We start from the raw sequence: 26,759 nt of genomic DNA, 5'->3' as shown, positions 1-26,759 counted from the left end.
CTGGTCGCCGCCGCCCTGCGGGCCGGGACGCGGACCCGGACGGGGACCGCCCGGACGCGGAGCGCCGGCGCCGGGAGCGGCACCGGGACGCGGGGCGCGCTGGTCGCCGCCGCCCTGCGGGCCGGGACGCGGACCCGGACGGGGACCGCCCGGACGCGGAGCGCCGGCGCCGGGAGCGGCACCGGGACGCGGCGCGGGCTTGGAGCCCATGCCGGAGGCGTTGGACGCGAACGGGTTGTTGCCCGGACGCGGACCGGACGTGCGCGGGCCCGGACGGGCACCGCCGCGCTCGGGACGCTCGCCCCGCTGGGGACGCTCACCGCGCTCGGGACGGTCGCCCCGCGGGGGGCGCTCGCCGCGCTCGGGACGTGCGCCCTCGGAACGTGCGCCTTCAGGACGTCCACCCTCGGGACGCCCGCCCTCGGGACGGGGCTCCTCGGAGCGCACGCCCTCGGGCCGGCCTGCCGGACCACCGGGCTTGGGCGCACCGCCGGGGCGGGCACCCGCTTCGCCGCGGGGGGCCTTGGGGCCGGGCTTGGGCGCGCCGGGACGCGGGGCGGACTCGCCCTGCGCTGCCGACGGCTTGGGCGCGGCCGGACCCGGCTTCGGGCCGGGCTTGGGAGCGGGCCCCGGCTTGGGGGCCGCCCCCGGCTCGGACGCGGCGCGGGGGCCGGGCTTGGGAGCCGAGCCCTTCCTGCCGCCGTCGGAACCGTTGTTGAAGGCTTCTTGGAGGCGTCGCACGACGGGGGCCTCTATCGTCGAGGACGCCGAACGGACGAATTCGCCCATCTCGTTGAGCTTGGCCAGCACGGCCTTGCTCTCTACACCGAACTCCTTGGCGAGTTCGTACACCCGGACCTTCGCCACTACTCTCCTTCAGCTTCGGTCCGGGACATGGGCTTGTGCCGGACCGTCGTTAGCTCGAGTTACTCATCGCTGCGTACTCATCAGGCGCTCATCGCAATCTCGACCTGCTTCCTCATCGCTACACAACAATGGGTCGGTACTCGCGTGCCGACACAGCACTGGTACGCCGACCTCGGTTATGACAACCCGGAGACCGGCCCAGACATTCCAACCCTATCGGGAGCGGTAACCCTATCCGCCACGAGGGGCGGCATCGAGCAGGGCCTCTACGGGTGAGAGGTCCCACCCGGCGTCACCCGCTCCCCTCCGGTAGGCGCGGGACCATACCCTGCGACGCTCGGCGAGCTCGAGGCACCGCCGGTCGTCGTGCAGGTAGGCGCCACGCCCCGGACGTCGACCCCGGGTGTCGGGCATGATGGCCGTGCCCACAGCCACCAGCCGCACGAGGTCGGACTGGACTGCCCGAGACCGGCACCCCACGCATGTGCGCACAGGGCCGTCGGGACCGTCTCCGGCCACCATATCGCGTCGGGGCATCGCCGCGACCCGATTAACCGGCCGCGGCGGCGTCGTCGCCGTCGGTTCCGTCACCGTCGGCGGGACCGCCGGCGGGTTCGGCGTCGGAGCGGATGTCGATGCGCCAACCGGTCAGACGGGCGGCGAGGCGGGCGTTCTGGCCCTCCTTGCCGATCGCCAGGGACTGCTGGTAGTCGGGCACGACGACCCGCGCGACACGCGCGGCCATGTCGAGGATTTCCACGGAGTTGACCCGCGCCGGGGACAGGGCGTTGGCCACGAACGCGGCCGGGTCGTCGGAGAAGTCGACGATGTCGATCTTCTCTCCGTGGAGTTCCGCCATCACGTTGCGGACACGGCTGCCGAGCGGACCGATACAGGCGCCCTTGGCGTTGACCCCGCCCCGGTGCGACCGGACGGCCATCTTGGTGCGGTGGCCCGCCTCCCGGGCGATCGCCGAGATCTCGACGGTGCCGTCGGCGATCTCGGGCACCTCCAGCTCGAAGAGCTTGCGCACCAGGTTGGGGTGGGTGCGCGAGAGGGTGACCGACGGACCCCGGTGGCCCTTGCGGACCTGGACCACGTAGGCGCGCAGCCGCTCCCCGTGGGTGTAGGTCTCGGTGGGGACCTGCTCCTGCGGGGGCAGGACCGCCTCGAGCTTGCCGAGGTCGACCAGCACGTTCCGGGGGTCCTTGCCCTGCTGGATGATGCCGGAGACGATGTCGTGCTCCCGCCCGGCGAACTCGCCCAGGGTGAGCTCGTCCTCGGCGTCCCGCAGGCGCTGGAGGATGACCTGCTTGGCGGTGGAGGTCGCGATGCGGCCGAAGCCGGACGGGGTGCCGTCGAACTCGCCGACGACCTCGCCCTCCTCGTCCGTCTCGGACACCCACACGGTCACGTGGCCGGTCGAGCGGTTGAGCTCCACCCTGGCCTTCTTGTCGGGTCCCTCTTCGCGGTGGTAGGCGATCAGAAGCGCGTCCTCGATGGCCTTGGCCACCAGCTCGACCGCGATGTCCTTCTCGCGCTCCAGGCTGCGCAGGACACTCATGTCAATATCCACGGGGCTCCCCCTCTAGTCCGCCGCGTCGGTGTCGGCTTCGCGACGGAATTCCACCTGGACCCTGCCCGGGCCGAGCTCGGCGTGGGCGAGGGTGCGGGGCCGGCCCTCGACGTCGAGGGTGACCCCCTCGTCGTCGGCGTCGGTGACCCGGCCGGTGACGTCGCCGCCCCCGGCGAGGGCGGCCTTCACCAGCCGTCCACGGGAGCGCCGCCAGTGGCGCGGCTGCGTCAGCGGACGGTCCACCCCGGGCGAGGTGACCTCCAGGACGTAGGGCAGCTCGCCCATGACGTCGGAGGCGTCCAGCGCGGCGTTGACCTCCTGGCTGACCTCGCCGACCCGGTCCAGGTCCACCCCGTCGTCGGAGTCGACGACGACGCGCAGGACCCGGCGCTTGCCCGCCGGTGTCAGCTCGACGGCCTCCAGGTCCAGTCCGGCCTCGGCCAGTACCGGCTCCAGCAGCTCGGCGATGCGCTCTTCGCGTGCCTGCGCTCCCATGTGGTGTCTGCCCCTCCAGCGGAGAAATCCCGCCCGCTCGGCCTCGGGCCGGTGTACGGGGCGGTCCAGCTCTGTACGTAGTCTGCGACTGAACGGTCCGCCCCCTGAGGGACGCGGACCGACCGCGCGTCGCGTGCGACGGCGGTTGTGCTGCAAGAGTATCCACACCCGGGCGTCCTCCAGGTCGCCGTCGGTGTCGGGGAGGCGCCGCGGAGTGGCCCCGGGAGGCGGGAAAGCCCGCGTGGAGGGGTGTGTCGGCCCGGGCCGGGCCCCGCGCGGACCGTGGAAAGATGGGGCCGTGGCCGTCCCGGACGGCCGTCGTGCCGGCGAGGGACGGCACGGGGCACGGAAGGAGAGCACGTGGGCCAGGTGAACGGCTGCGTCAGCCGCCGCACGGTGCTGGGCGCTGCGGTGGCCGGAGCGGCGGTCGCGGGTCTGGCCGGGTGCGGCGAGGCGGAGTGGTACCCCGCGGACGTGACCCCGGACGAGTACGTGCTCCGGTCGGTGATCCGGGAGAAGGAGCGGACGGTGTCCCTCTACGAGGCCGCGATCGCCGGCGGGACGGGGCCGGCGGACCTGCTGGAGCGGCTGCTGGAGCACCACCTGACCCATGTGGACGCGCTCGTGGAGTCGCTCCCCGAGGGTGCCTCCCCCACACCTCCCGCCGACCCGGCCGGGGGCGGGGAAACCCCTCCGGAGGGCGGGCCCGCGCCCGGCGGGGTGCTGGACACCGCGGGGCTGCGCCTGCTGGAGTCGGCCGCGACGAGTGCGCGCCTCGACCAGGCCGCGGCCGTGTCCGACCCCGGCCTGGCCCAGCTGATCAGCGGCATCGGCGCCTGCGAGGCAGGACACGCGTACCTTCTGGCCCGGGCCTAGGCCCGGCCTTCCCGCACGGCATCCACGAACCTGAAGGCGGTACTGGTGAGCGAGAGTCCCGTGTCCACCCCGGGCGGGGCGGACCCCGGCGCGGACCCCGGCCCCGACGCGCTGGCCGAGGCGCTGAGCGCGGAGCACGCGGCGGTGTACGGGTACGAGTTCGTCGGCGGTGCCGCCGGGGACCGGGACCGGCGCGAGCGTGCCCTGGAGGCCGCCCAGCAGCACAAGGCCCTGCGTGACGCGCTGCGTGCGGCGGCGGTGGAACGCGGCTTCGGGGCGCCCTCGGCGCTGGCGACGTATCCCCTGCCGGAGGGGCGCGACGACGACGGCTTCGACGCCTTCGCGGTCGGGCTGGAGGAGACGGCGGCGCGTGCGTACCTGTGGCTGACGGCGTCGGGCGACGCCGGTCTGCGGTCGAGGGCCGCGCGCGCCCTCCAGGAGACGACGCTGCGGGGCCTGGAGTGGGGCGGGGAGCTGGACGCCCTCCCCGGCTTCGAGACCGCCTGACGGGAGCACGAGCGAGGGGCCGGGGATCTGCTCCCCGGCCCCTCGACCCCGGTCGTCCCGGCCGCCGCCCGCGGGGCGGGAGCCCTTGGGCGTGTCCGGGCGGCGCCCGCCGGGCGCGCCCTAGCCGCGGCAGGCGGCGACGGTGCGGTCCACGATCTCGGCCAGGGCGACCTCCTCGCGGTCGCCGGTGGCGCGGTCCCGCAGCTCCACCAGGCCGTCCTTGAGCCCGCGGCCGATGATGACACCGGTCGGGATGCCGAGCAGTTCGGAGTCGGTGAACTTGACGCCCGGCGAGACGCCCTTGCGGTCGTCCACGAGGACGCGCAGTCCGCGTGCCTCCAGCTCCGCGCCGATCCGCAGGGCCTCCTCGATCTGCTCGCCCTTGCCGGTGCCGACCACGTGCACGTCGGCGGGCGCGATGGCGCGCGGCCAGACGATGCCCTTGTCGTCGTGGGACTGCTCGACGACGCAGGCGACGGCGCGCGAGACGCCGATCCCGTAGGAGCCCATGGTGATGCGCCTGGGCTTGCCGTCGGCTCCGAGGGCGTCCACCTGGAAGGAGTCGGTGTACTTGCGGCCGAGCTGGAAGATGTGGCCGATCTCGATGCCGCGCGAGGTGTACAGCGTGCCCCGCCCGTCGGGCGAGGGGTCGCCGTCGCGGACCTCGGCGACGTCGATGACGCCGTCCGGGGTGAAGTCGCGCCCGGCCACCAGGCCGATGACGTGGTGGTCGGCCCTGTCCGCGCCGGTCACCCACGCGGTGCCGGTGACCACGCGCGGGTCGACCAGGTAGCGGACCTTGTTGTCCAGCAGGGCGAGGGGGCCGATGTAGCCCTTGGCCAGGAAGGGGTTGGCCGCGAAGTCGGCCTCGTCCAGGAGCGCGACCTCGGTGGGCTCCAGTGCGGCCTCCAGGCGCTTGAGGTCGACCTCGCGGTCGCCGGGCAGGCCGATGGCCAGCAGCTTCCACTCCTCGGCGCCGGGCTCGCGGGTCTTGACGAGGAGGTTCTTGAGGGTGTCGGCCTCGCTGAAGTCGCGGCCCAGCCCGGCCCCGTTGAGGAAGTCCACCAGCGTCTGGATGGTCGCGGTGCCCGGGGTGTGGTGCACCACCGCCTCGGGCAGCCCCTCGACGGGCAGCGCCGGGGGCGCCGGGGTGGCGACGGCCTCGACGTTCGCGGCGTAGTCGGACTCCGTGCTGCGCACGAAGGTGTCCTCGCCGCTCGGGGCCACGGCCAGGAACTCCTCCGAGGCGGACCCGCCCATGGCCCCGGACGTGGCGGAGACGATCACGTACTCCAGCCCGAGCCGGTCGAAGATCCGGATGTAGGCGGCGCGGTGCGCCTCGTAGGAGGCCCGCAGGCCCTCGTCGTCGATGTCGAAGGAGTAGGAGTCCTTCATGTGGAACTCGCGGCCGCGGAGCACGCCCGCCCGGGGGCGCGCCTCGTCGCGGAACTTCTCCTGGATCTGGTACAGGACGACGGGGAAGTCCTTGTAGGAGGAGTACTCGCCCTTGACCAGGAGCGTGAACAGCTCCTCGTGCGTGGGGCCGAGCAGGTAGTCGGCGCCCTTGCGGTCCTTGAGGCGGAACAGGGTGTCGCCGTACTCCTCCCAGCGGCCGGTCGCCTCGTAGTACTCCTTGGGCAGGAGGGCGGGCAGGAGGACCTCCTGGCCGCCGATGGCGTCCATCTCCTCGCGCACGACGCGGGCGACGTTGTCCAGGACCATCTTGCCCAGGGGCAGCCAGGAGTAGATGCCGGGGGCGGCCCGGCGCACGAACCCGCCGCGGACGAGGAGCTTGTGGCTCGGCACCTCGGCGTCCGCCGGGTCCTCACGCAGGGTGCGAAGGAACAGGTTCGACATCCGCAGCAGCACGGCCACTCCTCGGTGAACACGCCCGTGGGGCGTGGGGATCAGGACTAGGGGAGTCCCAGGCTAGCGGTAGTGCGGACGCGTTCGCGCGTGGGTTGCGCGAGCGCTCCCGCCCGTACCTAGGCTTGGTGGCCGGCGATCCGGGCGGCGGGCGCGGCCGGCGCAGGGGCCGGCGGACGCCGCCGACGAACGGGGAAGAGCATGGGCAGACGCGGTACTCGGGACACGGGACCCGACGGGGCCGGGGAGCCGGAGGGCGTTCCCGGGACGGAGCTGCTCGCGGACGCGGACCGGTCCGACTCGTGGTTCCTCGTGGTGGAGGGGACGCCGCAGTCCCACGTGGACCTGTCGGACCCGTCCTACCTGGACTTCTCGTACATGCGGCGGATCGCGCACGCCGCCGACCTCGTCGCGCCCGCGGGCGAGCCGATCGACGCCCTGCACCTGGGAGCGGGGGCGCTGACCCTGGCCCGGTACGTGGCGCACACCCGCCCGGGCTCGCGGCAGCGCGCGGTGGACGTGGACGCCCCTCTGGTGGAGATGGTGCGGCGGCGGCTGCCGTGGGACCGCCGGGCGCAGCTGCGGGTGGGAATCGGCGACGCCCGCGAGTGGATCGGCGCCCGGCACGCCGACAGCGCGGACCTGGTCGTCAGCGACGTGTTCGCGGGGGCGCGCACGCCCGCGCGGCTGACCTCGGTGGAGTTCTACGGGGAGATGGCGCGCGTGCTGAGGCCCGGAGGCCTGCTGGCGGTGAACATCGGCGACGGCCACTCCCTGGAGCACACCCGCGCGCAGGCGGCGACCGCCCGCGCGGTGCTGCCGCACGTGGCCCTGACCGCCGCGCCCGCCATCCTGCGCGGGCGCCGGTTCGGCAACCTCGTCCTGGTGGCCGGGCACCGGCCGCTCCCCTCGGAGGACCTGGGCCGCCGCGCGCACCGCGACCCGGAGATGGCCCGGCTGCTGGAGGGCGGGGATCTGGACCGCTTCGTCTCGGGCCGCGCGCCCGTCCACGACGCGGACGCGGTCGACTCCCCCGCGCCGCCGGACGACGTGTTCTGAGCCCGCCGCCGGGCCCCGGCGCGGACGGCCGGAACCGGCCGCCGCTCCCGGCGGACGGGGTCCCGGGGACGCGGGACGCGGGACGCGTACTCCGGGGGGAGTACGCCGACGCGCGAAGTGCACCCCTGAGGAGGACGCGCGACCCCGGGGGGTGGCCGTACCGTCGTGGGTGTGGCAGCACTACTCCCGCGCCCGACGCGCACCGACGCCCGGCTCGCCCTGGTCCTGCTGGTCCTGTCCGCGGGCAGCACGCTCGTGGTCGAGTGGGTCGACCCCGTCCCCACCGACCGCGAGCTCTGGCCGTGGGGGTGGGCCCTCGTCCTGGGGGCGTGCCTGCCGCTCCTGTGGCGGACCGCCTTCCCGTGCGTCGTGGGCCTGGTCTCGATCGCCTCCGCGACCGTCTACTACCCCCTGGGCTTCCCGGACGGCATGGTCATGCTGTGCACCGCCGTCATGCTCTACACCCTGGTCCGCTGGGGCTACCGCGTGTTCGGGTGGACGCTGGGCGTCGGCCAGTTCGCCGCGGTCAACGCCTACGAGCTGCTGGTGAGCGGCGGGTTCCGCTTCGAGGCGGTGGGCATGGTCGCCTGGGTCCTGCTGCTGCTGTGCACGGGCGAGGTCGTGCGCTGGCGCCAGGAGTACCTGCGGGCCGACCGCGAGCGCGCGGTCGAGGCGGGCCGCACGAAGGAGGAGGAGGTGCTCCGCCGGGCGTCGGAGGAGCGGCTCCGGCTGGCCCGGGACGTGCACGACACCGTCGCGCACAACATCTCGCTGATCAACGTGCAGGCCGGCACCGCCCTCTACCTCATCGAGACGGAGCCCGGGCGCGCCGCGGAGGCCCTGGCCACCATCAAGCAGACCAGCAAGGACACCCTGACCGAGCTGCGCGGGATGCTGGGGGTGCTGCGCGCCGTGGACGAGGCCGCGCCGAGGTCGCCGGTCCCCGGGCTCGACCGCGTGGGCGAACTCGCCGAGGGCACGCGGACCGCGGGGCTCGACGTGGAGGTCGAGGTCGTCGGAGCCCCCGCCCGCCTGCCCGTCAGCACCGACTCGGCCGCCTACCGCACCGTGCAGGAGGCGCTCACCAACACCGTGCGCCACTCCGGCGCGACGGCCGTCCGGGTGCGGATCGAGCACGGGGCGTCCTCCCTGGTGGTCGAGGTGACGGACGACGGCCGCGGCACGGTCGGCCCCCCGGTGCCGGGCAACGGCATCACCGGGATGCGCGAACGCGCCGCCCTGGTCGGCGGCACGGTGGACGCGGGCCCCCTGGAGGGGGGAGGATTCCGGGTGCGGGCGCGGCTGCCGTCGGGGCCGGCCGGGCCGGGACAGCCGGACTCCACCCCGCCGGACGTGCGCGGCGCGTCCGGCGCCGACGAAACGAGGACGCCGTGATCAGGGTGCTGCTCGCCGACGACCAGGCCCTGGTGCGCGCGGGTTTCCGCGCACTCCTGGACAGCGCCCCCGACATCGGGGTGGTCGCCGAGGCGGGTGACGGCGAGGAGGCGGTCCGGCTGGCCCGCGCGGAGCGGCCCGACGTGGTCCTGATGGACATCCGCATGCCCGGTGTGGACGGCCTGGCCGCAGCCGGGCGCATCCTCGCGGACCCCGGCCTCTCGGAGACGCGGATCGTCATCCTCACCACGTTCGGCCTGGACGAGTACATCTTCGAGGCGCTGCGCACCGGGGCCAGCGGGTTCCTGGTCAAGGACACCGAGCCCCGCGACCTCCTGCAGGCGGTCCGGGTCGTGCACGCGGGCGAGGCGCTGCTCTCGCCGGCGGTCACACGGCGGCTGATCGCCGACTACGCCCGCCGCCCGCCCGGCGCCCCGGCCCCCTCGGTCCGCCTCAACGGGCTCACCGACCGCGAGCGCGAGGTGGTCGCGCTGGTCGGGGGCGGGCTGTCCAACGAGGAGATCGCCGCCCGGCTGGTGGTCAGCCCTGCCACGGCCAAGACCCACGTCAGCCGCTCCATGGTGAAGCTGGGCGTGCGCGACCGCGCCCAGCTGGTCGTGATCGCCTACGAGACGGCCCTGGTCACGCCGCGGTGGAGCCGGAACACCTGACCGGCCCGACCCCGGCCCTCCCCCGAGGGGCGCCGGGGCGCCTCGGGGTCTCCCCCTACCCCCGCGGGAGTACGGGCGGGGCGGCGCGTACCCCGGGGGGCGGCCGCCCGGTGCCCCCTCAGGGACGATGCGCCCGCCGCTGCCGTCGTCGGATCCTTGGCGTGTCCCCACCGCCGAACGCGAGGCCCGACGATGTTCGAAGACCCACTCCTCCTGGCGCGGCTCCAGTTCGCGCTGACCGCCGCCACGCACTACATGTTCGTGGCGCTGACGCTCGGGCTCGCCCCGTACATCCTCACCACCCAGTTCCTGGGCGCCCTGCGCGGCGACCGCTCGCGGATGACCGCCGTGCGCTTCTGGGGAGGCCTCTACCTCGTCAACTACGGCATGGGCGTCCTGTCGGGCCTGGTGATGGAGTTCCAGCTGGCCCTCAACTGGAGCGGGCTGCACGAGGTGTTCGGCTACACCTTCGCGGCTCCGCTGGCCCTGGAGACGATGACGGCGTTCTTCGTCGAGTCCACCTTCCTGGGGCTGTGGATCTTCGGCTGGGACCGCATGGGCCGGTGGGCCCACCTGTCCTGCTTCGCGGTGGTCACCGTGACGGCCTACTCCTCGGCGTGGTGGGTCCTGGTCTCCAACGGGTTCCTGCGCAACCCCGTCGGGTTCGAGGTCGTGGACGGCGTCGCACAGCTGACCGACCCGGTCGCCCTGATGACGAACCCCGCCGCCACGGCGGCCTTCGGACACGTCGCCGGCGGCGCCATGACCGTCGGCGCCCTGGTGGTGGCCGCCACCAGCGCCTACCACCTGGTACGGCGCGACGACCCGTACGGGATCTTCCGGCGGGGCATCCGCTACGCCGCGGTCGTCATGTGCGTGGCGCCGGTGTTCGTGGTGGTCTTCGGCGGCGTCCAGTTCGAGCTCTTCGGCGAGGCCCCGCCCACGAGCGGCCTGACCCACACCGCCGAGGAGATCGCGGCGATCGAGGCCGCCTCCCCCGGCGGACCGCTCCTGAACGGCGTCAACGCGACCGCCGACGGCCTCATGATGAGCATGTGGGCGGTGATGTTCCTGCTCGGCCCGCTCATGCTGCTGGCCTGGCCCCTCGGCGGCCTGGACCGGTGGCGGTGGTTCCTCGCCCCGCTGGTCGCCACCCCCTTCGCCCCCTACCTGGCGAGCATCGGCGGCTGGGTGTTCCGGGAGACCAACCGGCAGCCGTGGACGGTGGTGCACCACCTGACCACCGCGGACGCGGTGACCCCCATGCCCCCGGGCGCGGCCGTCCTCTCCTTCGCCTTCTTCACCGTCGCGTTCGCGGTCCTGGCGGCCGTCACCTACTGGCTCCTGGTGCGGTACGCCCGGCGCGGCCCCGACGGCGGCCCCCTCGCGGAGCGCCGCGAGGAGGAGCCGGGCGAGTCCGCCGATCCCGTCCCCACGTTCTGAACCAGGGAGCACCACCATGGACGTCCTGTCCCTCGCATCCTCCGCCCTGCTCGCCCTGCTCGTCGTGGGCCACCTCGTCCTCGCGGGCTCCGACATCGGCCTGGGCATGCTGATGCCCCACGTGGCGCGCGATCCCGGGCAGCGCCGCCGCGTGGTCGCGGCGATCGCCCCCTACTTCCTCGCCTCGGAGGTGTGGCTGGTCGCCGCCGTCGGGGTCATGGCGGGGCTGTTCCCCGTGCTGGAGCACCACGTCGTCGCCGAGCTGCGGCCGGTGATCGCGGTCCTGCTCGCGGCGTGGCTGGTCCGGGACGCCGGTCTGTGGCTGCGCGCCCGCGTGGACCGGCCCGGCTGGCGCCTGGCCTGCGACGCCGCGGTCGTCGCGGGCAGCTGGACCGTCGCGGCGATGTGGGGCCTGGCGGTCGCGGGGCTGCTCACCGGCGGCCTCACGGCGAGCGCGTTCACCGTGCTGTGCACACTCGTGGTGACGGCCCTGTTCGCGCTGCGCGGGGCGGCCTTCGGCGCGGAGCGCCTGGTCGGTCCGACCGACGCGGAGAGCGCGGACGTGGCGGCACGGGTCACCCGCCCGCTGTCCCGGCTGGCCCTGGGCGCGACGGCGGCGGCCGCCGCGGCCGCACTCCTCCCGGGCGGTCCGGAGCCCGCCCCGGCCCTGCTCGCGGCGGTCCCGGTCGCGGTGCTCGCGGCGGCCCTGGCGGCGACCAGCGGCCTCGCGGGGCCGATGCTCTCCCGGCACACGTCGGCGCTCGCGATCGCCGTTCCGGGCCTCATGGTGGCCTGGTCCGCGCACCTCCCGTCGTCGCCGGTCCCGTCCGTGACCGGGATGTTCGTCTGGGCGATCCTCCTTCCCACAATTCCGGTCATGCTCATCGGCCAGGTTTGGCTCTACCGAATGACGCGCCGACCAGCGGCCGGGGGGACCTTCTTCGCCTGACCCCTGGCGCCGCTGCCTCCCAGCTCGCCGCGGTCGCGGACAGCCGGTGACGGACGTGTGCACGCCGGGTCACGCCCCGGCAGGGTCCCCGTGGCGGGTTGGGGAGGCCCGTGAGGGGGCACGCCAGCTTGCGGGAGACACGCCCGCGACGCCCCTCCCGTCCCGGGGGGATACCCGGCGTGATCGCGCGCGGGCGCTGCCGAGCCCCGAGGAGTGACTGTGACCCACCCCCTGACCACCCCCCCGGACCTGGCCGGATGCAGCTGCGGTACGGGCTGCGGATGCGGATGCCAGAGCGGCGGTTCCTGCAGCTGCGGCGGCGGCTGCGGCTGAGGACCGCCACGAGACAGCGGGCCGTCCCCTCGGGGGCGGCCCGCCCGCGTTTCCAGCGGGCCACACACCCCCGACAGGTCGCGACAACGGGCGACGCCGGAGATACGCTGTGTCACTACGTGAAGCTGCGTATCCACCCACCGGGGGAGATCAGCGATGTCACCGTTCACCACGCCGGCGCCGCGGAGGGGCGGCCTCTCCGAGCACGCGAGGCTGCTCCGGTGCGTACAGGGCATCCAGGAGCGCTCCGTGCGGGCGGTCCCCTGGGAGCCGGACACCGTCGGCCTCCCGGACGGCGGCTCCGACAGCGCCCTCGCCAGGATCAACGACGTCGCCTTCTACGCGAACGCCCGCGACGAGGTGGCCGCTCTGGCAGGCGTCTGCGCGGACCTGCTGCGGCTGCACCGGCCGGAGGAGCGGGAGGGCGCCGACGGGCACCGCTGCGGGGGGTGCCGCCAGACCTGGCCCTGCCCCACCTTCGCCGAACTCGCCCGCCTCCTGGGCTGAGCGGCGCCGCGACGGACGTCGCCCGCCGGCGTCGGGGCGCGATCCGACGTCGACGGGCGACGGTCCTCTCTCACCTGCCCGTCCGCTGACGACCGGCGACCGAACCGCCGGGCGCCCTCACCGGGCCAGGTATACGCAGAGGTTAATACTGGAACGCGTTCTACCGCAAGACCCGCGCGAAGAACTCGTGCAAGAAGGACATGGGGCCGACTCGACGGCCTGCCGGGTGCAACAGGATCTACCGACGACCGCGGGCGCGGCGGGGCCGGGGGCCGCACGGCGGGTGCCCCGGCCGCACCGCCGGACACGGGCACGACGCCGCGGAGAACGGGGCGGGAAGGGGGCGGGGCGGAGGGTCCGCCCCGGCGGGAGCCCTGTCGGCGCGGGGCGGGCGGGGCGGAAGGCGCGGCACCGGCCGGAGTGCGGGAAGGCCTGGCCGGAGGGCGGGAGGCGCCGGACCGGAGACGACCGGTCGGCGCGGGGTCGGCGCCGGCTCCCCGGGGGGCGGGGCGGCCGGGCCCAGGGGCGGGGGACAGCCCCTGGGACCGGCTTCGGGGGGCGGCAGGGCGCAGCGGCCCGGAAACCGCCGAGAGTGGTGCCCTCCCCGTGCGCCGAGGCGCGCCCTGCTCCACAGACGTTAACGATTCAGCGGTAACACGAACACCCTCCTTCAGATAACCGGAACGTCTCGATTCCTCCCGGCCATATCAGGAGACACGCGCTGAACTGCGGTGACACAGAGCCATGGCGCCGTTTCACTCCCGAAACCCCAGAAATCACAGAACTCACGGGAGCCCCGGCGGGGCACGCTGCGGCCCCTTGGGGCGGGCTCCACCGACAAAAGGCCGACATCCATAAAACCGGAAAGGGAAACAATCCGTGACTTCCCATGGAAAGGTTGCACGGGGTTGCGATTCCGGATCCGAGCAAGTCGTTTGCACCCCGGGCGTCCGCCCGGGCCGTGCTCAGCTTATTCGCGTGGCCAGCAGATAGGCGGAGGGGTTGTCCGCGTCAACGATATCGGTGACCCTCCACACCTGCCCTCCCACACTGAACACATCTCCTACGTGGACGTCGATCATGGGCGTGGGTCGCCACTCCTTCGGTCCGCCGATCTTGGCCACCGGTCGGCCTTCATCGTCGATCCAGAAGCTTCCCCCACCGACCGGGCCGCCCGCGAAGCGGTCGTTCCGGCCGTAACTGATCTTCTCCTGCGCGCCGACTTCGTGAACCACAGTGGATTCAGTCCCAACCGTCTCGGTTTCCGTTGAAAACGCAGCCATGTTAACGCGGTCCAGGCAATTGCGCATGGCGATTTCGCGTCTGGCCGACGTTTCAGAAGAATAGCTGACAAAGGTAATGCGCGGGCCGGGACCAAAGTCCCGACCCGCGCAGGAAACCGTCCTTGCCGAAAAACCTCAGTCCCGGTCGGCCGTGCCCCGTCCGCCCTTGAGCCGTCCCACCAGGGTCTCGAACGCCGAACTGAAGGGGTGGTCGTGCACCATGTAGGTCCACGTCATCGACGGGCGCTTGACCCCCACCCCGCTGACGTCGAGCTCGCCGTCCTCGGCCTCCAGCTCCTCGAAGCTCTCCGCGGCACGGGCGCGCGCGTCGTCCAGGAAGCCCTTGAACACCGGCACGGCGTCGCGGTTGAACTCGTCCAGGGGGTCACGGCGCCCGAGGAACCGGAGGTGGATGCCCTCCCGCAGCTCCGACAGGAACGCGTTGTGGTCGGTCCAGCCCCGGTCCAGGTGGTACAGGGTGATGAGCCGGGCCGCCTGGGCGACCTTCTCCTCCCCCACCTCCTCCACGAGCGCCCCGTGGTGCTTCTTGCGGTCCAGCCCGATGTGCCGGTCGCCCTGGTCCCCGGTCAGGACCATCTCGCGGTGCTCCAGGACCACGTCGCGCTGGACGTCGATCAGCTGGTTGTACCGCCAGGTGTTGCGGTGGATCTCCAGCAGCTGCCCCTCGGCGACCCGCTGCGCGTGGTCGACCATGTGCAGCCACCCGCTGTCGGTGATCTCGCCCTCGGCGGTGGTCTCGTACCCCGTGGTCTCGGGAGCGTTGTTCACCACCAGGTCGTCGTCCATGCTGACGAAGAAGATGGAGTCGCCCGGGTCGCCCTGGCGTCCCGCGCGTCCGCGCAGCTGCCCGTCCAGGCGGCTGCTGGGGTAGCGGCCGAAGCCCATCACGTACAGTCCGCCGGTCTCGACGACCCGTTCGCGGTCGGCCATGTCGCTGCCGCCCAGACGGATGTCGGTGCCGCGACCGGCCATCTGGGTGGAGACGGTGACGGCGCCGTGGGTGCCCGCCTCCGCGATGATCGACGCCTCGTCGGCGTCGTTCTTGGCGTTGAGGACCACGCAGTCCAGGCCGGCGTCGCGCAGGCGTTTGGCGAGCAGCTCGGACTCCGCGACGTCCTGGGTCCCGATGAGGATCGGTCTCCCGGACTTGTGCACCTCCTCCGCCTTCGCGACGAGGGCGTCCTCCTTCTCCTCGCGCGTGGCGTACAGGCGCGTGCCGTGGTCCTCGCGCACGTTGGGCTTGTTGGAGGGGATGACCGCCACCTCCAGCTCGTAGAACTCGCGGAGCTGCTCGGCCACGGCCATCGCGGTGCCGGTCATACCGCCGCGCGTGGGGTAGCGGAGCACCAGCGACTGGACCGTGATGGAGTCCAGGACCTCGCCGGTCTCGCTGACCGCGACCTTCTCCTTGGCCTCGACGGCGGCCTGGAGGCCGTCCGGCCACCGCTGGAGGAGGGCGATGCGGCCCCGGGACTCGTTGATGAGCCGGACCTCCCCGTCGCGCACCACGTAGTGGACGTCGCGCTGGAGCAGCACGTGCGCGTGCAGGGCCAGGTTGACCTGCGGGAGGACCGACGTGTCGTCCTCCGAGTACAGGTCGACCCCGCCCAGGGCCTTCTCGACGGCGTCGATGCCGGCGTCGGTGAGCTGGACGTTGCGTCCCTCGCCGTCGATCTCGAAGTGCAGGCGGGGCTTGAGCCCGCGGACGATGTCCGCCATCTCCACGTCGGCGGCGACGCTCTCCGCGGCCCCCGCGAGGACGAGCGGGACCCGGGCCTCGTCGACGAGGACCGAGTCGGCCTCGTCGATGATCGCGATGTTGGGCGGGGGCACGACGCGGTCGCCGATGTCGGTGACCATGCGGTCGCGCAGGACGTCGAAGCCGAGCTCGCTGACGGCGGCGTAGGTGACGTCGCAGGAGTAGGCGGCGCGGCGCTCCTCCTTGGTGGAGTCCTCGGTGATCCACCCGACGGTGACGCCGAGCATGTCGTAGACGGGGCGCATCCACTCGGCGTCGCGCCGGGCCAGGTAGTCGTTGACGCTCAGGAGGTGCACGCGCTGGCCTCGCAGTGCGAAACCGGCCGCGGCGAGGGCGCCGGCGAGGGTCTTGCCCTCACCCGTCGCCATCTCCGCGACGTGGCCGTCGAGCAGCGCCATGACACCGAGGAGCTGCACGTCGAAGGGACGCTCGTCCAGTGAGCGCCGGGCGGCCTCGCGGCCGACGGCGCACAGCGACACGAGGTCGTTGCGATCGTAGGGGAGTTCGGCGTTGCCGAGTTCGATGGCCTTCTCCGTCAGCTCGGTGTCGTCGAGCTCACGCAGACCATCCTCCTCGGCTTCGATCGCCGACAGGAGCTTGGTATAGGGCCGCAGGTCCACCGCACCGGGCTTGCCCAGTAGGCGGCGGACGCTTTCCGCCATTCGTCCGAACACCACCACAGGGTAACGCCGGACACAACCCCTTGGAGAACCCCGGGGCGCCCTCGTGCCGGGCGGGACCGGGGGCCCGGCCCCCGTGCACGGGGCGCCCGCGCGTCACACGAGCTGGCGGCGGGTGCGCTGGCGTGCCTCGACGGCCATGGCGTGCTTGACGAGGGTCATCAGGACCCGGACGACGGACTGCTTGTCGCGGGCGTCGCAGTAGACGACGGGCACCTCCGGGGTCAGGTCGAGGGCGTCGCGCAGCTCCTCCGCGCTGTACGGGGCCTCGGGGTCGAACTCGTTGACGGCGACGACGAAGGGCAGCCGGTACTGGCGCTCGAAGTAGTCGAGCGCCTGGAAGGTGTCCTCCAGGCGGCGCGTGTCGGCCAGGATCACCGCGCCCAGTGCGCCGCGGACCAGGTCGTCCCACATGAACCAGAACCGCTGCTGGCCCGGGGTGCCGAACAGGAACAGGGTCAGGTCGGTGTCCAGCGAGATCCGCCCGAAGTCCATCGCGACGGTGGTGCTCGTCTTGTCCGGGGTGTGGGAGAGGTCGTCGACACCGGCGCTGGCGGCGGTGACCGCGGCCTCGGTACGGACGGGCGGGATCTCCGAGACAGCGCCGACGAACGTGGTCTTCCCGACCCCGAAGCCCCCGGCGATGATGATCTTGGTGGACAACGCGGTGGGGGCGTGGACGTTGTTCGTGCTGTTGGCTGGATCGATCACAGTTAGTCCTAGCGAGAGTGCCGGGCCAGTACGGACGATACGGCTCACACGGCCCGGTCCTGAGGGGTGCGGTGTGCTCCCGGGGTCCGAACCCTCTCGGGAGGCGCCGCCCCTGGAACCTAACACCGGAAAGAGGCCGCTAACGGCGTTTTGGGAACAGTGGTGCAAGAGACCACATTCCCGGCTGCGCAAGGCCCTGCGGCCTCCGGGACAGCGGGAACGGCCACGGGGGCCCGAGCCGTCCCGTGGCGGCGGGTCCGCACCCCAGGACCGGCCGTAACCAGGTAAGCACAGACTTCTACCCCGGAAGGTCGACTTTACGACATTGTGAGCGGTCATTTTCGGCCGCTTTCGGCCGCGCCGATCCCTGTCCGGAGCCGTCCACGGAGTCTACGGTGGAGGACAGGGCCCCCGCGCCACGACGCTGTCGCGGTGCGGTCGCGGTACGGACTCCTGGCACGAGGACGCGACCGCCGCGGGAGCCCCCGCGGCGCCCCGGGGCGGCCGCGCACCGACGTCTCGCTCTTCGGCGTCGGTCCGGTCGACGCCTCAGGTCGGCGTTCCGGCGCCCCACCGGCCCACAACCGTCCACGTGGGCCGGTGGCGGCTGGACCGACCGCGCACGCCCCCGCCCCGCCCACCGCGAGGGCCCCGCCGCACGGGCCCCGGGGACCCGGCGCGCCCCGGCCGCTCCCGGGACCGCTTCCCCTGGTTGGCCGTAGGATGGGCTCGCCCTCCCCCCGCCGGACCCGCACGCGCGACCCCGCGCCGCCGTCCGGCCGGGGCGAGCCGAACCGACCCGACCCTCCCAAGGGAGCCGAGAAACCCACATGTCCGATCAGCGCGTCGTCCGCCCCACTCCCATCAGCGGTTTCCCCGAGTGGACCCCACAGGTCCGGGCCGTGGAGCAGCGTTGGCTGGACCATATCCGGGCCGGGTTCGAGTCCTTCGGCTTCGCGTCGGTGGAGACCCCCTCGGTGGAGAACCTCGACGTGCTGACCGCCAAGGGCGAGACCTCCCAGGAGGTCTACACCCTGCACCGGCTCCAGGCCGACGCCGAGGACGACTCCGACGCGCGGCTCGGACTGCACTTCGACCTCACCGTGCCCTTCGCCAGGTACGTCGCCCAGCACTTCAACGAGCTGACGTTCCCGTTCAAGCGCTACCAGATGCAGCGCGTCTGGCGGGGCGAGCGGCCCCAGGAGGGGCGCTTCCGCGAGTTCACCCAGTGCGACATCGACGTCATCAACGTCGACTCCGTCCCCCTGCACTTCGACGCCGAGCTCCCCCGCATCGTCCACCGCGTGCTCAGCGGGCTGGACATCCCCGCCTGGACGCTCAACGTCAACAACCGCAAGGTCCTCCAGGGCTTCTACGAGGGCCTCGGGGTCAAGGACCCGGTCGCCGTCATCCGCGCCGTCGACAAGCTCCACAAGATCGGCGACGGCGGCGTGCGGGACATCCTCCTGGCCGAGGGCCTCGGCGGCGAGCAGGCCGACGCCTGCCTCGCCCTGGCCCGCGTCAAGGGGTCCGGCGAGGAGGTCGCCGCCCGGGTGCGGGAGCTCGGGATCTCCTCCGACCTGCTCGACGAGGGGCTCGACGAGCTCGCCTTCGTCATGGGAGACCTCGCCGACCTGCCCGAGGGCGCCGTGGTCGCCGACCTGTCCATCGCCCGCGGCCTGGACTACTACACGGGCACCGTCTACGAGGCCTCCTTCGACGACGACCCCGGGTACGGGAGCATCTGCGCGGGGGGCCGGTACGAGGACCTCGCCGGGCAGTTCATCCGCCGCAGGCTGCCGGGGGTCGGCATCTCCATCGGCCTCACCCGCATCTTCGCCAAGCTCGTCGCCGAGGGGCGGATCACGGAGGGGCGGACCTGTCCCACCGACGTCATGGTCGTGGTCCCCGGCGCCGAGCGCCGACGGGACGCCCTGCTCACCGGCGAACTGCTGCGCTCCCGCGGGTTCAACACCGAGGTCTTCCACTCCACCGCCAAGGTCGGCAAGCAGATCCAGTACGCCGCCAAGAAGGGCATCCCCTTCGTGTGGTTCCCCCCGTTCGACGCCGACGGCGCCCACGAGGTGAAGGACATGGGGTCGGGCGTCCAGGGTCCGGCGGACCCCGGCACCTGGTCCCCCGACTCCGGCGCGGACAGCGCAGGGTAGTCGACCCGTAGCACCCCATCGACCGGCATGGGCGGTTTCCGGCCGCTCATGCCGGAACCGGCCATCAGCGAGACAGCCCGGGGCGGGGGATGCCAGACTTGGAACGGCTTTCTCCGCGTCGACGCGTCCCCGGGCGTGCCCCGCGGGCCGATTCGGAGTCCTACTGATCGAGGCCATGTCTCATCCTCGCCACAACCTGCCCCTGTCCGCCGGCGAGTTCATCAGGTTCGTCGGGCGCGAGCGCGACATCGTCGACCTGAGCCGCCTCCTCAACACCGCCAGGATGGTCACCCTGACCGGAACCGGCGGCATCGGCAAGACGCGCCTCGCCCTCCACCTGGCCGAACGCGTGATGCGCCGGTTCCCCGACGGCGTCCGCTTCATCGACCTCAGCGAGTCCTCCACCCACGACCAGGCACTGCGCACGGTGGCCAAGAGCCTCCAGGCGGTGGAGGACGACGAGCGCACGATGACCGACGCGATCATCACGTCGCTGCGCACCCGCGACCTCCTGCTCCTCCTGGACACCTGCGAGCACGCCGTGGGGCCGATGGCCCGGCTGTGCCAGGCGGTCCTGCGCGACTGCCCCCGGGTACGGATCCTGGTCACCAGCCGCCAGCCCCTGCACGTCCCCCAGGAGAGCATCTGGCGGGTGCCGCCGCTCTCGCTGCCCGCACGGGCCACGCCCACCGACCCCTACGCGGCCGACCCGGCGCCCATCCCCCGTCGCGACACCCAGCGCTACGAGTCGGTGCGCCTGTTCGTCACCCGCGCGCACGCCGCCCGCGCGGGGTTCGAGATGACCAGGGAGAACTCCGGCTACATCGCGGAGATCTGCCGGATGCTCGACGGGATGCCCCTGGCCATCGAACTGGCGGCCGCACGGGTGCGGGTGCTGTCGGTGCAGCAGATCCTGCGCCGCCTGGACGACCGGTTCCAGCTCCTGACCAGTGACGGCTCGGGCGACCTGCCCCCGCGCCAGCGCACCCTGCGCGCGGTCCTGGAGTGGAGCCACGACCTGCTCACCGAACCGGAGCGGCTCCTCCTGCACCGGCTGTCGGTCTTCTCCACCTGGTACCTGGAGGCCGCGGAGGACGTGTGCTCCGGCGAGGGCGTCGACGCCTCCGACATCCTGCCGCTGCACTTCTCCCTCCTGGACAAGTCCCTGGTGGTGGTGGACACCGAGATCGACGGCACCGCGCACTACCGGCTGACCGAGACGGTGCGCGCCTACGCCGCGGAGCGCCTGGCCGAGGACGGGGACCTGGACGCGCGCTGGGAGCGCTACCTCCGCTTCTCCGTCACGCGCCTGGAGGAGGGGGCCAAGAGCTTCCGGGCTCCGCTGGCGTGGAGCGAGCGCCTGTCGTACCTGAGGCTGCTCGACCACCACCGGGAGAACCACTCGCGCATGGTGGAGTGGGCGCTCTCCCAGGGGCGCGTGGACGACGCCCTGAGGGTGTGCGTGGCCCTGCGGCCGTACTGGATGGTGCGCGACCTGGCCTCCGAGGGCAGCCGCGTCCTGGAGCGGGTCCTCGCGGCCGACCCGGACGACCAGTCCCCGTCCCTGCGGGCGCGGGCCCTGGCCCTCCAGGCCGAGCTGCGGCTGGAGCTGGACCCCGCTCCGCGCGTGTCCACGCTCGCCCGGTGCGCGCTGGAGGCCGCGCGTGCCTGCCGCGACGCGGGGGCCGCCGCCTCCGCCCTCACGACCACGGCCTCCCTGGCCCTGCGGTCGGGCCGGCCGGACGAGGCGCTGGAGCACGCCGAACGCGCCGGACGCTGGGCCGAGCGGGTCGACGACCCGATCACCGAGGGGACGACCCTCGGGGTGCTGGCCCAGGCGGCCAGGCGGGGCGGGGAGCCCGACCGGGCCGTGGCCCACCTGGAGCACGGCATCACGCTGGCGGAGGGCCTCGGCGACCGGTGGAGCGTGGCCCGCGGCCTGCACGGGCTGGGCTCGATCGCCGCGGAGCGCCGGGACCTCGCCCGGGCGCGGGACCTGTTCACCGAGGCGCTGGCGGTCTTCGGCGAGCTGGAGGCGGCCCCGGCGACCGCCCGCTGCGCGCGGGACCTGGGCCGCCTGTTCCTGGCGGGGGGCGAGCCCCTCAAGGCGCGGGAGCCGCTGTCCACGTGCCTGCGGGTGAGCTTCACGTCCGGCCGGCGGATCGCGGTCGCCCGCGCGTTGGAGGCCCTGGCCGAGCTCGCGCTCGCCGAGGACGAGGCCGAGAGGGCCGCCGCCCTGGCGGGCGTGGCCGCCGGCCTGCGCACCTCCCTGGACCGTCCCTCGGCCGAGACGCTGCGGCTGCGCTCCTGTGTGGAGCGCCTCGTGGGCGGCGCCCGGACGTCCGAGGCCTGGAACGCGTGGCGGTCGCTGCCCCTGGAGCAGGTGCGCGACCGGGCCCTCGCCTTCCCCCGGCCTCCCGCCCCGAGGGCCTCGGGGCCGGAGTCGCTGACGCCCCGGGAACGGGAGATCGCCGAACTCGCCGAGCGGGGCCTGTCCAACCGCGAGATCGCCGAGCGGTTGACCATCAGTCAGGCCACTGCGGCCAGACATATAGCGAACATCTTCAGAAAACTCTCGATTTCCTCCAGGACGCAGTTGACCGGTTGGGCTGCTTCCCGCGACGGTGGCTGAGAGGGGCCCGATCGCCCGGTAGCACTTGCACAGTGCGCGTGCACCCGCTAAGACAGAAACCCCGACCTCCACCGCACCCCTCGATGACGTCCCCCTTGCCCACCGACCCCTCAGCCCTGGTGAGGAACCCCCCGACCGCCCCTACCTGTGAAGGCCATGGCACCTTTGACCGCGCCAGCGCGGCACAACCTCCCCCGACCGGGCACCGGCTTCGTCGGCCGTGAGCGGGACCTGAGCGACCTGCTCCGCCTGCTCGGCTCCAGCCGGTCCGTCACCCTGTGCGGAACCGACGGCATGGGCAAGACACGGCTGGCCCTGCGCCTGGCCGAGCAGTCGACCGTGTCCTTCCCCGACGGGGTGTGGCTGGCCGACCTCACCGACGCCCACACGACGCTGGAGGTCTACGCGCGGGTGTGCGCCGCGGTCGGCGTGATCGAGGAACCCGGGCAGCCCCTGGCGGCCACGGTGGCCGAGGCGCTGCGCTCCCGGCGCCTCCTGCTGGTGCTGGACTCCTGCGAGCACGTCCCCGACGAGGTGACGGAGGTCGGCGAGGCCCTGCTGGCGGCCTGCCCGGCGCTCTCCATCCTCCTCACCAGCGAGGAGCCCGTCCGGCTGGCGGGCGGGACCGTGTGGCGGATGACCCCGATGGCGCTTCCGGTGGCCGCGCGCAACGCCCCGCCGCCGGACCCCGCCGCGTCCGACGCGGTCCGGCTGTTCCTCGACCGCGCCCGGGCGCGCGACCCCCGCTTCTCCGCCACTCCGCAGGAGACGGAGACCGCGGCCGTGGTCTGCGACCTCACGGGCGGGGTGCCCCTGGGGATCGAGGTGCTCGGGGCGCTCGCGCCCGTCGTCGGGCCCGGCGCGCTCGCCGAGGGCCTGCGCGCCCACCTGGCCTCGCCCGAGTTCCAGCCGGGGCCGGGCCAGGCGATCTCGCGCAGCCAGGTGCTGCCCCTGGTGCTGGACTTCGTGTACGTCCACCTCCCCGAGCCGGAACGGGTGCTCCTGCGGCGCCTGTCGGTGTTCCGGGGCTGGGACCTCGAACTCGCCGAGCAGGTGTGCGCGGACGAGTCCCTGCCCGAGTCGGCCGTCCTGGATCTCCTGACGTCGCTGCTGGACCGCTCGCTGATCACCGTGACCGGTGAGTTCGAGGGCAGGGTCCGCTACAAGCTGCCGGAGGCGGTGCGCCGCTTCGCCGCCGGACGCCTGGCCGCGGCGGGGGAGGCCGACCTCTACCACGAGCGGCTGCTGGACCGGATGCTCCGCCTGGTCGAGGACCTGGGCCTCAAGCTGGAGTCGAGCCGGCCGATGCCCTGGAGCGAGCGCGACGCCGGCCGCCAGCGGGTGATCGCCGAGTACGACACCCTGCGCTCCCTGCTGGGCTGGACCCTGTCCCGCGGCGCTGCGGAGTCCGGGCTCCGGCTGTGCGTGAGCCTGGTCGCGCACTGGGTGAGCCACCAGTGCCACGCAGAGGGCGCCCACTGGATGGACCGGCTGCTGGAGCTGGAGGAGTCGGACAAGGCGCCCTCGCGGGCGCGGGCCCTGGTCGCCCGGGCCCAGCTCGCGCGCGTGCGCCGCGACCACGGCCTGGCCGTGGCGCTGGGCGAGGAGGGGCTGCGGCTGTGCCGCGAGGCCGGGGACGACGCGTTCGTGCGCACCGCGCTCAACGTGCTGGCCCTGGTGGAGGTGCGCGACCGCGTGTCGGACCAGGCAGCGGTGCGGGTGGAGGAGGCGCTGAGGCTGTGCAGGGAGGCCGGTGACCAGTGGGGCGAGGCGATCGCGCTGGGGACTCGCGCGGCCCTGGTCGCCCAGCAGGGCGACTACCCGACGGCGGACCACCACTACAACGCGGCCCTGACCCTGTTGCGGGGCATCGACCACCGGTGGGGCGTGGGCGTCACGCTCATCGGGCAGGCCCGGGCCGCGGAGGCCAACAACGACCTCATCACCGCCGACCGCTGCTACCGCGAGGCGCTGGACACCCAGCGGATGATCGGAGCGGCGGCGGAGGAGGCGCGCTGCCTGGCCGGGATCGGCCGTGTGGCGCACGCGCAGGGGTCCACGAGCCAGGCCTACGACTACCTGAGCGAGGGGCTGCTCCTCAGCCACTCGACGGGGCAGCGGGCCGAGGCCGCGCGTGCGCTGGTCGCGATCGCGCGGGTGGTGTTCGGCGCCGGGCTGCGGGAACCGGCCTGCCGCCTGGCCGGCGCCGCGACGGGTGTGCGCGGACAGCTGGGCCTGTCGGTGCACGAGGCCCCGTGGCCGTTCACGGACGTGGAGCGGGTCCGCCGGCGCCGCCGCCAGCTGGTGTCGTGGTGGGAGCAGGGCCGCGGGCTGGACCTGTCCGAGGTGGTCCGCGAGGCCGAGCGCCTGGCCGAGGAGGGTCGGCGTGCGCCGGCGCGCCGGCGCACGCCGACCGCACCGTCCGCCGCACCTCGGGCGCCGGGGCGGGGTCGCGCCCGCCGGCCCCCGGAGGGGCCCGTCCCGGCGCCCGAGTCGGTGACCCCGCAGCAGCGGTTGACCAAGCGGGAGCTGGAGATCGCGCGGCTGGTGAGTTCGGGACGGAGCAACCCCGAGATCGCCCGGACGCTGTTCATCACCCCGTCGACGGCGGCCAGGCACGTCGCCAACATCAACCGCAAGATGGGCTTCCACTCACGCGCGCAGATCACGGCGTGGATGGAGCAGCACAGAGCAGCGGGCTGATCGCCCGGTCTGCCCGCTTACGCCCTCTCTCGTGCGGGCGCTCTCTCCCCTGCGGCCAGAATCTACATATGCATCTGCATAGCAATATGCATGTGCATCTGACTGTGAACGCGCTAGGGTTCAAGCCATGGGACATCACGTTCGTGGCACTCTCGTGACACGGTTCCGTGAGTCCCAGAAGCGGCCGTCGGAGCCCGGGCCGAACACCGGGATCCCGGCGGACCGTCAGCCCCGGGAAGGTTCCCGGGGCCGGTGGGGAACCGCGCCGGAGCGGGGTGCGTCCTGGGGAGGGACGTCGCACCGACCGCCCGGGGCCGCGCTTCCGGGCTCGCCACGTGGAGGGGGCGTGACGAGCCCGGAATGCGGCACCACCGCAGGATGGGCCGACTGGGGGTACGTATGGGGGTAGGGCTGTCTTCAGGAACCGGGCGACCGGGACGCCATCTGCCGCGTAGGGACGACCCGATCGGATCCCTGACCGGCGGCCTGTGCGAGCGGCTGCGGCTGCGCTCGTCGCGGCCGGGGACGCTGCGGACCGCCGGACACCGGGTGGACGCGCTCACGTTCGCCGCCACCGTCGAGCAGGCCGCGGCCGGGCTGAGCCGCCGGGGCATGTGCTTCGGCGACGTGGTGGGGGTTCTCGCGCCGGTCTCACCCGACCGGTTCCTGGCCACCTACACGGTGATGGCCGTGGGCGGCCGGGCGCTGCCGCTGTCGACCGCGTCCGACCTGGACACCCAGTGCGCCGTCCTGACCGAGACCGACGCCCGGCTGCTGCTGGTCAGCCCCGAGCTGGCGCAGACGGCCCTCGAACTCGCCGAGCGCTCGCGGGTGCGGCAGATCATCTCCTTCGGCCCGTCCCTGGGGGCGACGCCCTTCGAGGACCTGTTGCAGCCCAGCCCCGACGGCAACGGGTACAGCCCGGCGCGCGGGCTGTTCGACAACGGCATCCTGGGCTACGAGCAGACCAGCGGCGGACTGCTGACCACCCTCTACCCGCACAACGACCTGATGGCCCGCTTCTCCGAGCTGCGGAACCTGCTGCACCTGACCGCCGACGACGTCGTTGCGGTGGACGAGCGGGGCGACGAGGCCACGCGGGTGGCGCTGGTGGCGCTGGCGCTGTGGACGGGGGCCTGCGTGGTGACCGGCGCGGACTGCCCCCCGCCCGAGGGGCGCCAGGTGACCGTGCTGTGCGCGCCCGAGCCGGCGCGGGTCGCCTTCCCGTACCCCGACAGCGCCGACTGAGGACCCCGAAGGGGCGCCGGGGCCGGGTTCCGGCCCCGGTGTGCGGCGTGCGCGCCGCCGGGGGGCCGGGGCCGCCCTGGGTCAGTCCCCGGACTCGGTGAGCTCCGCGACCGAGGACTCGCCGTCGAAGGCGGGGACGGGCACGTGGCCGTCCTCGATCTCGAACCAGGCCACGTGCGTGGCCTCGCTCCAGTACTCGCCGCTGCGGGTGGCGCAGCTGTCGACGATGAGCTTGCCCCGGCCGTAGTCGTCGCCGTCCTCCCGCGTGTGGACGCCCTCGCCGTCGCGCTCGCCCTGGTCGGCCACGGCGACGCGCAGGCGTCCGGCGTCGGAGCGGATGAACAGCGTCATGACGCCTCCGCTCTGCCCGGAGCGGGAGTGCAGCAGCGCGTTGGTCGCCAGCTCGCTGACCGACAGCTCGGCGTCGTCCAGTGCGCCCTCGGTGTGGCCCATGCGGGTGAGGAACTCGCGCACGCGCGCGCGGATCGACCGCACCGCGGTGAGGTTCCCGGCACAGCTCCACACCGTGTGGTCGGTGGACCCTCCCGTGAGGTCGCCCGTCTCGAACCCCGGTGTGGTCGGAACCGTGCTCCCCGGTACCTCCGCGGGCACGTATTCCCGGAGTTGCCTCGCCTCAGCCATCCGGTCACTCCAATCACCCGCGACGGGCGCGCGGGTTGCGCCGCCTGCACTCACCTTAGACAAGGGTGTGCTGGGTCCAGAACAGCACACCTGGGTTCACCCCGCCTGGTATTGGCCACAAAACCCCGTCACGTGTCATCCCCGATGAGGACAAAGGAAACAGTCCGGACCCCAGAGTCGGCCATGTGAGGTGTAACACGTTGGCAATGCGCTCGCGGGCGGCCCGTCCCCCCGACACGGACACGACCAGTAACGATATGCGCTCCCGCGCACCGGCCGGGACGCCGCCCGCCGCGGCGCCCGCAGCCGGAGGCGAGCGCGGGAGGCCCCTCCGCCCACGGTTTTCCGCCGGCACGGGGCGGCCCTCC

21 protein-coding genes are annotated in these 26,759 nt (G+C 73.5%); 12 read left to right on the top strand and 9 right to left on the bottom strand.

The features are described from left to right. The 4 genes from ACFQBR_RS18435 to rimP form a co-directional block, all read right to left on the bottom strand. A partial coding sequence (locus ACFQBR_RS18435; RefSeq protein ID WP_378553913.1) for a translation initiation factor IF-2 N-terminal domain-containing protein occupies positions 1-867 on the bottom strand: 867 nt, incomplete at its 3' end. A gap of 231 nt (positions 868-1,098) precedes the next feature. Continuing rightward, positions 1,099-1,389 (bottom strand): YlxR family protein, encoded by a 291-nt coding sequence (locus tag ACFQBR_RS18430; RefSeq protein WP_267950269.1) that lies wholly within the window; start codon positions 1,387-1,389, stop codon positions 1,099-1,101. Positions 1,390-1,417: 28 nt separating this feature from the next. Then, positions 1,418-2,431 carry a transcription termination factor NusA gene (gene nusA, locus ACFQBR_RS18425; RefSeq protein ID WP_267948443.1) on the bottom strand — a complete coding sequence of 338 codons (1,014 nt, stop codon included), beginning with the start codon at positions 2,429-2,431 and terminating at the stop codon, positions 1,418-1,420. A 24-nt stretch (positions 2,432-2,455) separates the two neighbouring features. Then, positions 2,456-2,938 (bottom strand): ribosome maturation factor RimP, encoded by a 483-nt coding sequence (rimP, locus tag ACFQBR_RS18420; RefSeq protein WP_267948442.1) that lies wholly within the window; start codon positions 2,936-2,938, stop codon positions 2,456-2,458. A gap of 360 nt (positions 2,939-3,298) precedes the next feature. Here rimP and ACFQBR_RS18415 point away from each other — a divergent pair, with 360 nt between their 5' ends. Further along, entirely contained in the window at positions 3,299-3,814 is a 516-nt protein-coding gene (locus ACFQBR_RS18415; protein ID WP_344181498.1) for a ferritin-like domain-containing protein, read from the top strand. Between the two features lie 45 nt (positions 3,815-3,859). Beyond that, entirely contained in the window at positions 3,860-4,321 is a 462-nt protein-coding gene (locus ACFQBR_RS18410; RefSeq protein WP_267948440.1) for a ferritin-like domain-containing protein, read from the top strand. A 120-nt stretch (positions 4,322-4,441) separates the two neighbouring features. Here ACFQBR_RS18410 and ACFQBR_RS18405 read toward each other — a convergent pair whose 3' ends face one another. Next, positions 4,442-6,178 carry a proline--tRNA ligase gene (locus tag ACFQBR_RS18405; RefSeq protein ID WP_267950268.1) on the bottom strand — a complete coding sequence of 579 codons (1,737 nt, stop codon included), beginning with the start codon at positions 6,176-6,178 and terminating at the stop codon, positions 4,442-4,444. 210 nt (positions 6,179-6,388) lie between these two features. Between ACFQBR_RS18405 and ACFQBR_RS18400 the strand changes: the two genes are divergently transcribed. The 6 genes from ACFQBR_RS18400 to ACFQBR_RS18375 all read left to right on the top strand — a co-directional run bounded on the left by ACFQBR_RS18400 (position 6,389) and on the right by ACFQBR_RS18375 (position 12,544). Continuing rightward, complete coding sequence (locus ACFQBR_RS18400) at positions 6,389-7,246, top strand: spermidine synthase (RefSeq protein WP_267948439.1); 858 nt, start codon at positions 6,389-6,391, stop codon at positions 7,244-7,246. 171 nt (positions 7,247-7,417) lie between these two features. Next, complete coding sequence (locus ACFQBR_RS18395; RefSeq protein WP_344181495.1) at positions 7,418-8,641, top strand: sensor histidine kinase; 1,224 nt, start codon at positions 7,418-7,420, stop codon at positions 8,639-8,641. Next, a complete protein-coding gene (locus ACFQBR_RS18390) occupies positions 8,638-9,312 on the top strand; it encodes a response regulator transcription factor (protein ID WP_344181493.1) in 675 nt (224 codons plus the stop codon). The genes ACFQBR_RS18395 and ACFQBR_RS18390 overlap by 4 nt, the downstream gene beginning before the upstream one ends. A gap of 192 nt (positions 9,313-9,504) precedes the next feature. Then, a complete protein-coding gene (locus ACFQBR_RS18385) occupies positions 9,505-10,755 on the top strand; it encodes a cytochrome ubiquinol oxidase subunit I (RefSeq protein ID WP_344181491.1) in 1,251 nt (416 codons plus the stop codon). Between the two features lie 16 nt (positions 10,756-10,771). Beyond that, a complete protein-coding gene (locus tag ACFQBR_RS18380) occupies positions 10,772-11,704 on the top strand; it encodes a cytochrome d ubiquinol oxidase subunit II (protein WP_344181489.1) in 933 nt (310 codons plus the stop codon). Between the two features lie 489 nt (positions 11,705-12,193). After that, complete coding sequence (locus ACFQBR_RS18375) at positions 12,194-12,544, top strand: hypothetical protein (RefSeq protein WP_267948434.1); 351 nt, start codon at positions 12,194-12,196, stop codon at positions 12,542-12,544. A gap of 965 nt (positions 12,545-13,509) precedes the next feature. Here ACFQBR_RS18375 and ACFQBR_RS18370 read toward each other — a convergent pair. The 3 genes from ACFQBR_RS18370 to ACFQBR_RS18360 form a co-directional block, all read right to left on the bottom strand. Beyond that, a complete protein-coding gene (locus ACFQBR_RS18370; protein WP_267948433.1) occupies positions 13,510-13,779 on the bottom strand; it encodes a DUF6406 domain-containing protein in 270 nt (89 codons plus the stop codon). Positions 13,780-13,962: 183 nt separating this feature from the next. After that, the gene (gene secA2 / locus ACFQBR_RS18365; RefSeq protein ID WP_267948432.1) at positions 13,963-16,269 is read right to left on the bottom strand and encodes an accessory Sec system translocase SecA2; all 2,307 of its coding nucleotides are present in this window, start codon (positions 16,267-16,269) and stop codon (positions 13,963-13,965) included. 114 nt (positions 16,270-16,383) lie between these two features. Further along, complete coding sequence (locus ACFQBR_RS18360; protein ID WP_267948431.1) at positions 16,384-16,998, bottom strand: GTP-binding protein; 615 nt, start codon at positions 16,996-16,998, stop codon at positions 16,384-16,386. Between the two features lie 830 nt (positions 16,999-17,828). On the opposite strand from ACFQBR_RS18360, the gene hisS reads away from it, so the two are divergent. The 4 genes from hisS (at position 17,829) to ACFQBR_RS18340 (ending at position 25,749) form a co-directional block, all read left to right on the top strand. Next, positions 17,829-19,166 carry a histidine--tRNA ligase gene (hisS, locus tag ACFQBR_RS18355; RefSeq protein WP_344181487.1) on the top strand — a complete coding sequence of 446 codons (1,338 nt, stop codon included), beginning with the start codon at positions 17,829-17,831 and terminating at the stop codon, positions 19,164-19,166. 175 nt (positions 19,167-19,341) lie between these two features. Beyond that, complete coding sequence (locus ACFQBR_RS18350) at positions 19,342-21,798, top strand: ATP-binding protein (RefSeq protein ID WP_344181485.1); 2,457 nt, start codon at positions 19,342-19,344, stop codon at positions 21,796-21,798. 165 nt (positions 21,799-21,963) lie between these two features. After that, positions 21,964-24,501, top strand: coding sequence for a LuxR C-terminal-related transcriptional regulator (locus ACFQBR_RS18345; protein ID WP_344181504.1), 2,538 nt, complete (start codon positions 21,964-21,966; stop codon positions 24,499-24,501). 399 nt (positions 24,502-24,900) lie between these two features. Then, complete coding sequence (locus ACFQBR_RS18340; protein ID WP_267948427.1) at positions 24,901-25,749, top strand: AMP-binding protein; 849 nt, start codon at positions 24,901-24,903, stop codon at positions 25,747-25,749. A gap of 81 nt (positions 25,750-25,830) precedes the next feature. Here the strand turns inward: ACFQBR_RS18340 and ACFQBR_RS18335 are convergent, their stop codons facing one another. Next, positions 25,831-26,391 (bottom strand): ATP-binding protein, encoded by a 561-nt coding sequence (locus tag ACFQBR_RS18335; RefSeq protein WP_344181481.1) that lies wholly within the window; start codon positions 26,389-26,391, stop codon positions 25,831-25,833. Between the last annotated feature and the right edge of the window lie 368 nt (positions 26,392-26,759).

It is taken from the genome of Nocardiopsis tropica, assembly GCF_042660575.1.
Lineage (GTDB): Bacteria > Actinomycetota > Actinomycetes > Streptosporangiales > Streptosporangiaceae > Nocardiopsis > Nocardiopsis tropica.
Note: the sequence above shows the minus strand (reverse complement) of the source record. Positions and strands in the feature narration are given on the sequence as shown.

What these genes read in the sequence shown, in the direction of transcription:
- ACFQBR_RS18430 (WP_267950269.1), bottom strand. Translation starts at nt 1,389, where the DNA reads ATGGTGGCCGGAGACGGTCCCGACGGCCCTGTGCGCACATGCGTGGGG.
- nusA (WP_267948443.1), bottom strand. Translation starts at nt 2,431, where the DNA reads ATGAGTGTCCTGCGCAGCCTGGAGCGCGAGAAGGACATCGCGGTCGAG.
- rimP (WP_267948442.1), bottom strand. Translation starts at nt 2,938, where the DNA reads ATGGGAGCGCAGGCACGCGAAGAGCGCATCGCCGAGCTGCTGGAGCCG.
- ACFQBR_RS18405 (WP_267950268.1), bottom strand. Translation starts at nt 6,178, where the DNA reads ATGTCGAACCTGTTCCTTCGCACCCTGCGTGAGGACCCGGCGGACGCC.
- ACFQBR_RS18400 (WP_267948439.1), top strand. Translation starts at nt 6,389, where the DNA reads ATGGGCAGACGCGGTACTCGGGACACGGGACCCGACGGGGCCGGGGAG.
- ACFQBR_RS18385 (WP_344181491.1), top strand. Translation starts at nt 9,505, where the DNA reads ATGTTCGAAGACCCACTCCTCCTGGCGCGGCTCCAGTTCGCGCTGACC.
- ACFQBR_RS18380 (WP_344181489.1), top strand. Translation starts at nt 10,772, where the DNA reads ATGGACGTCCTGTCCCTCGCATCCTCCGCCCTGCTCGCCCTGCTCGTC.
- ACFQBR_RS18375 (WP_267948434.1), top strand. Translation starts at nt 12,194, where the DNA reads ATGTCACCGTTCACCACGCCGGCGCCGCGGAGGGGCGGCCTCTCCGAG.
- secA2 (WP_267948432.1), bottom strand. Translation starts at nt 16,269, where the DNA reads ATGGCGGAAAGCGTCCGCCGCCTACTGGGCAAGCCCGGTGCGGTGGAC.
- hisS (WP_344181487.1), top strand. Translation starts at nt 17,829, where the DNA reads ATGTCCGATCAGCGCGTCGTCCGCCCCACTCCCATCAGCGGTTTCCCC.
- ACFQBR_RS18350 (WP_344181485.1), top strand. Translation starts at nt 19,342, where the DNA reads ATGTCTCATCCTCGCCACAACCTGCCCCTGTCCGCCGGCGAGTTCATC.
- ACFQBR_RS18340 (WP_267948427.1), top strand. Translation starts at nt 24,901, where the DNA reads ATGGGGGTAGGGCTGTCTTCAGGAACCGGGCGACCGGGACGCCATCTG.
- ACFQBR_RS18335 (WP_344181481.1), bottom strand. Translation starts at nt 26,391, where the DNA reads ATGGCTGAGGCGAGGCAACTCCGGGAATACGTGCCCGCGGAGGTACCG.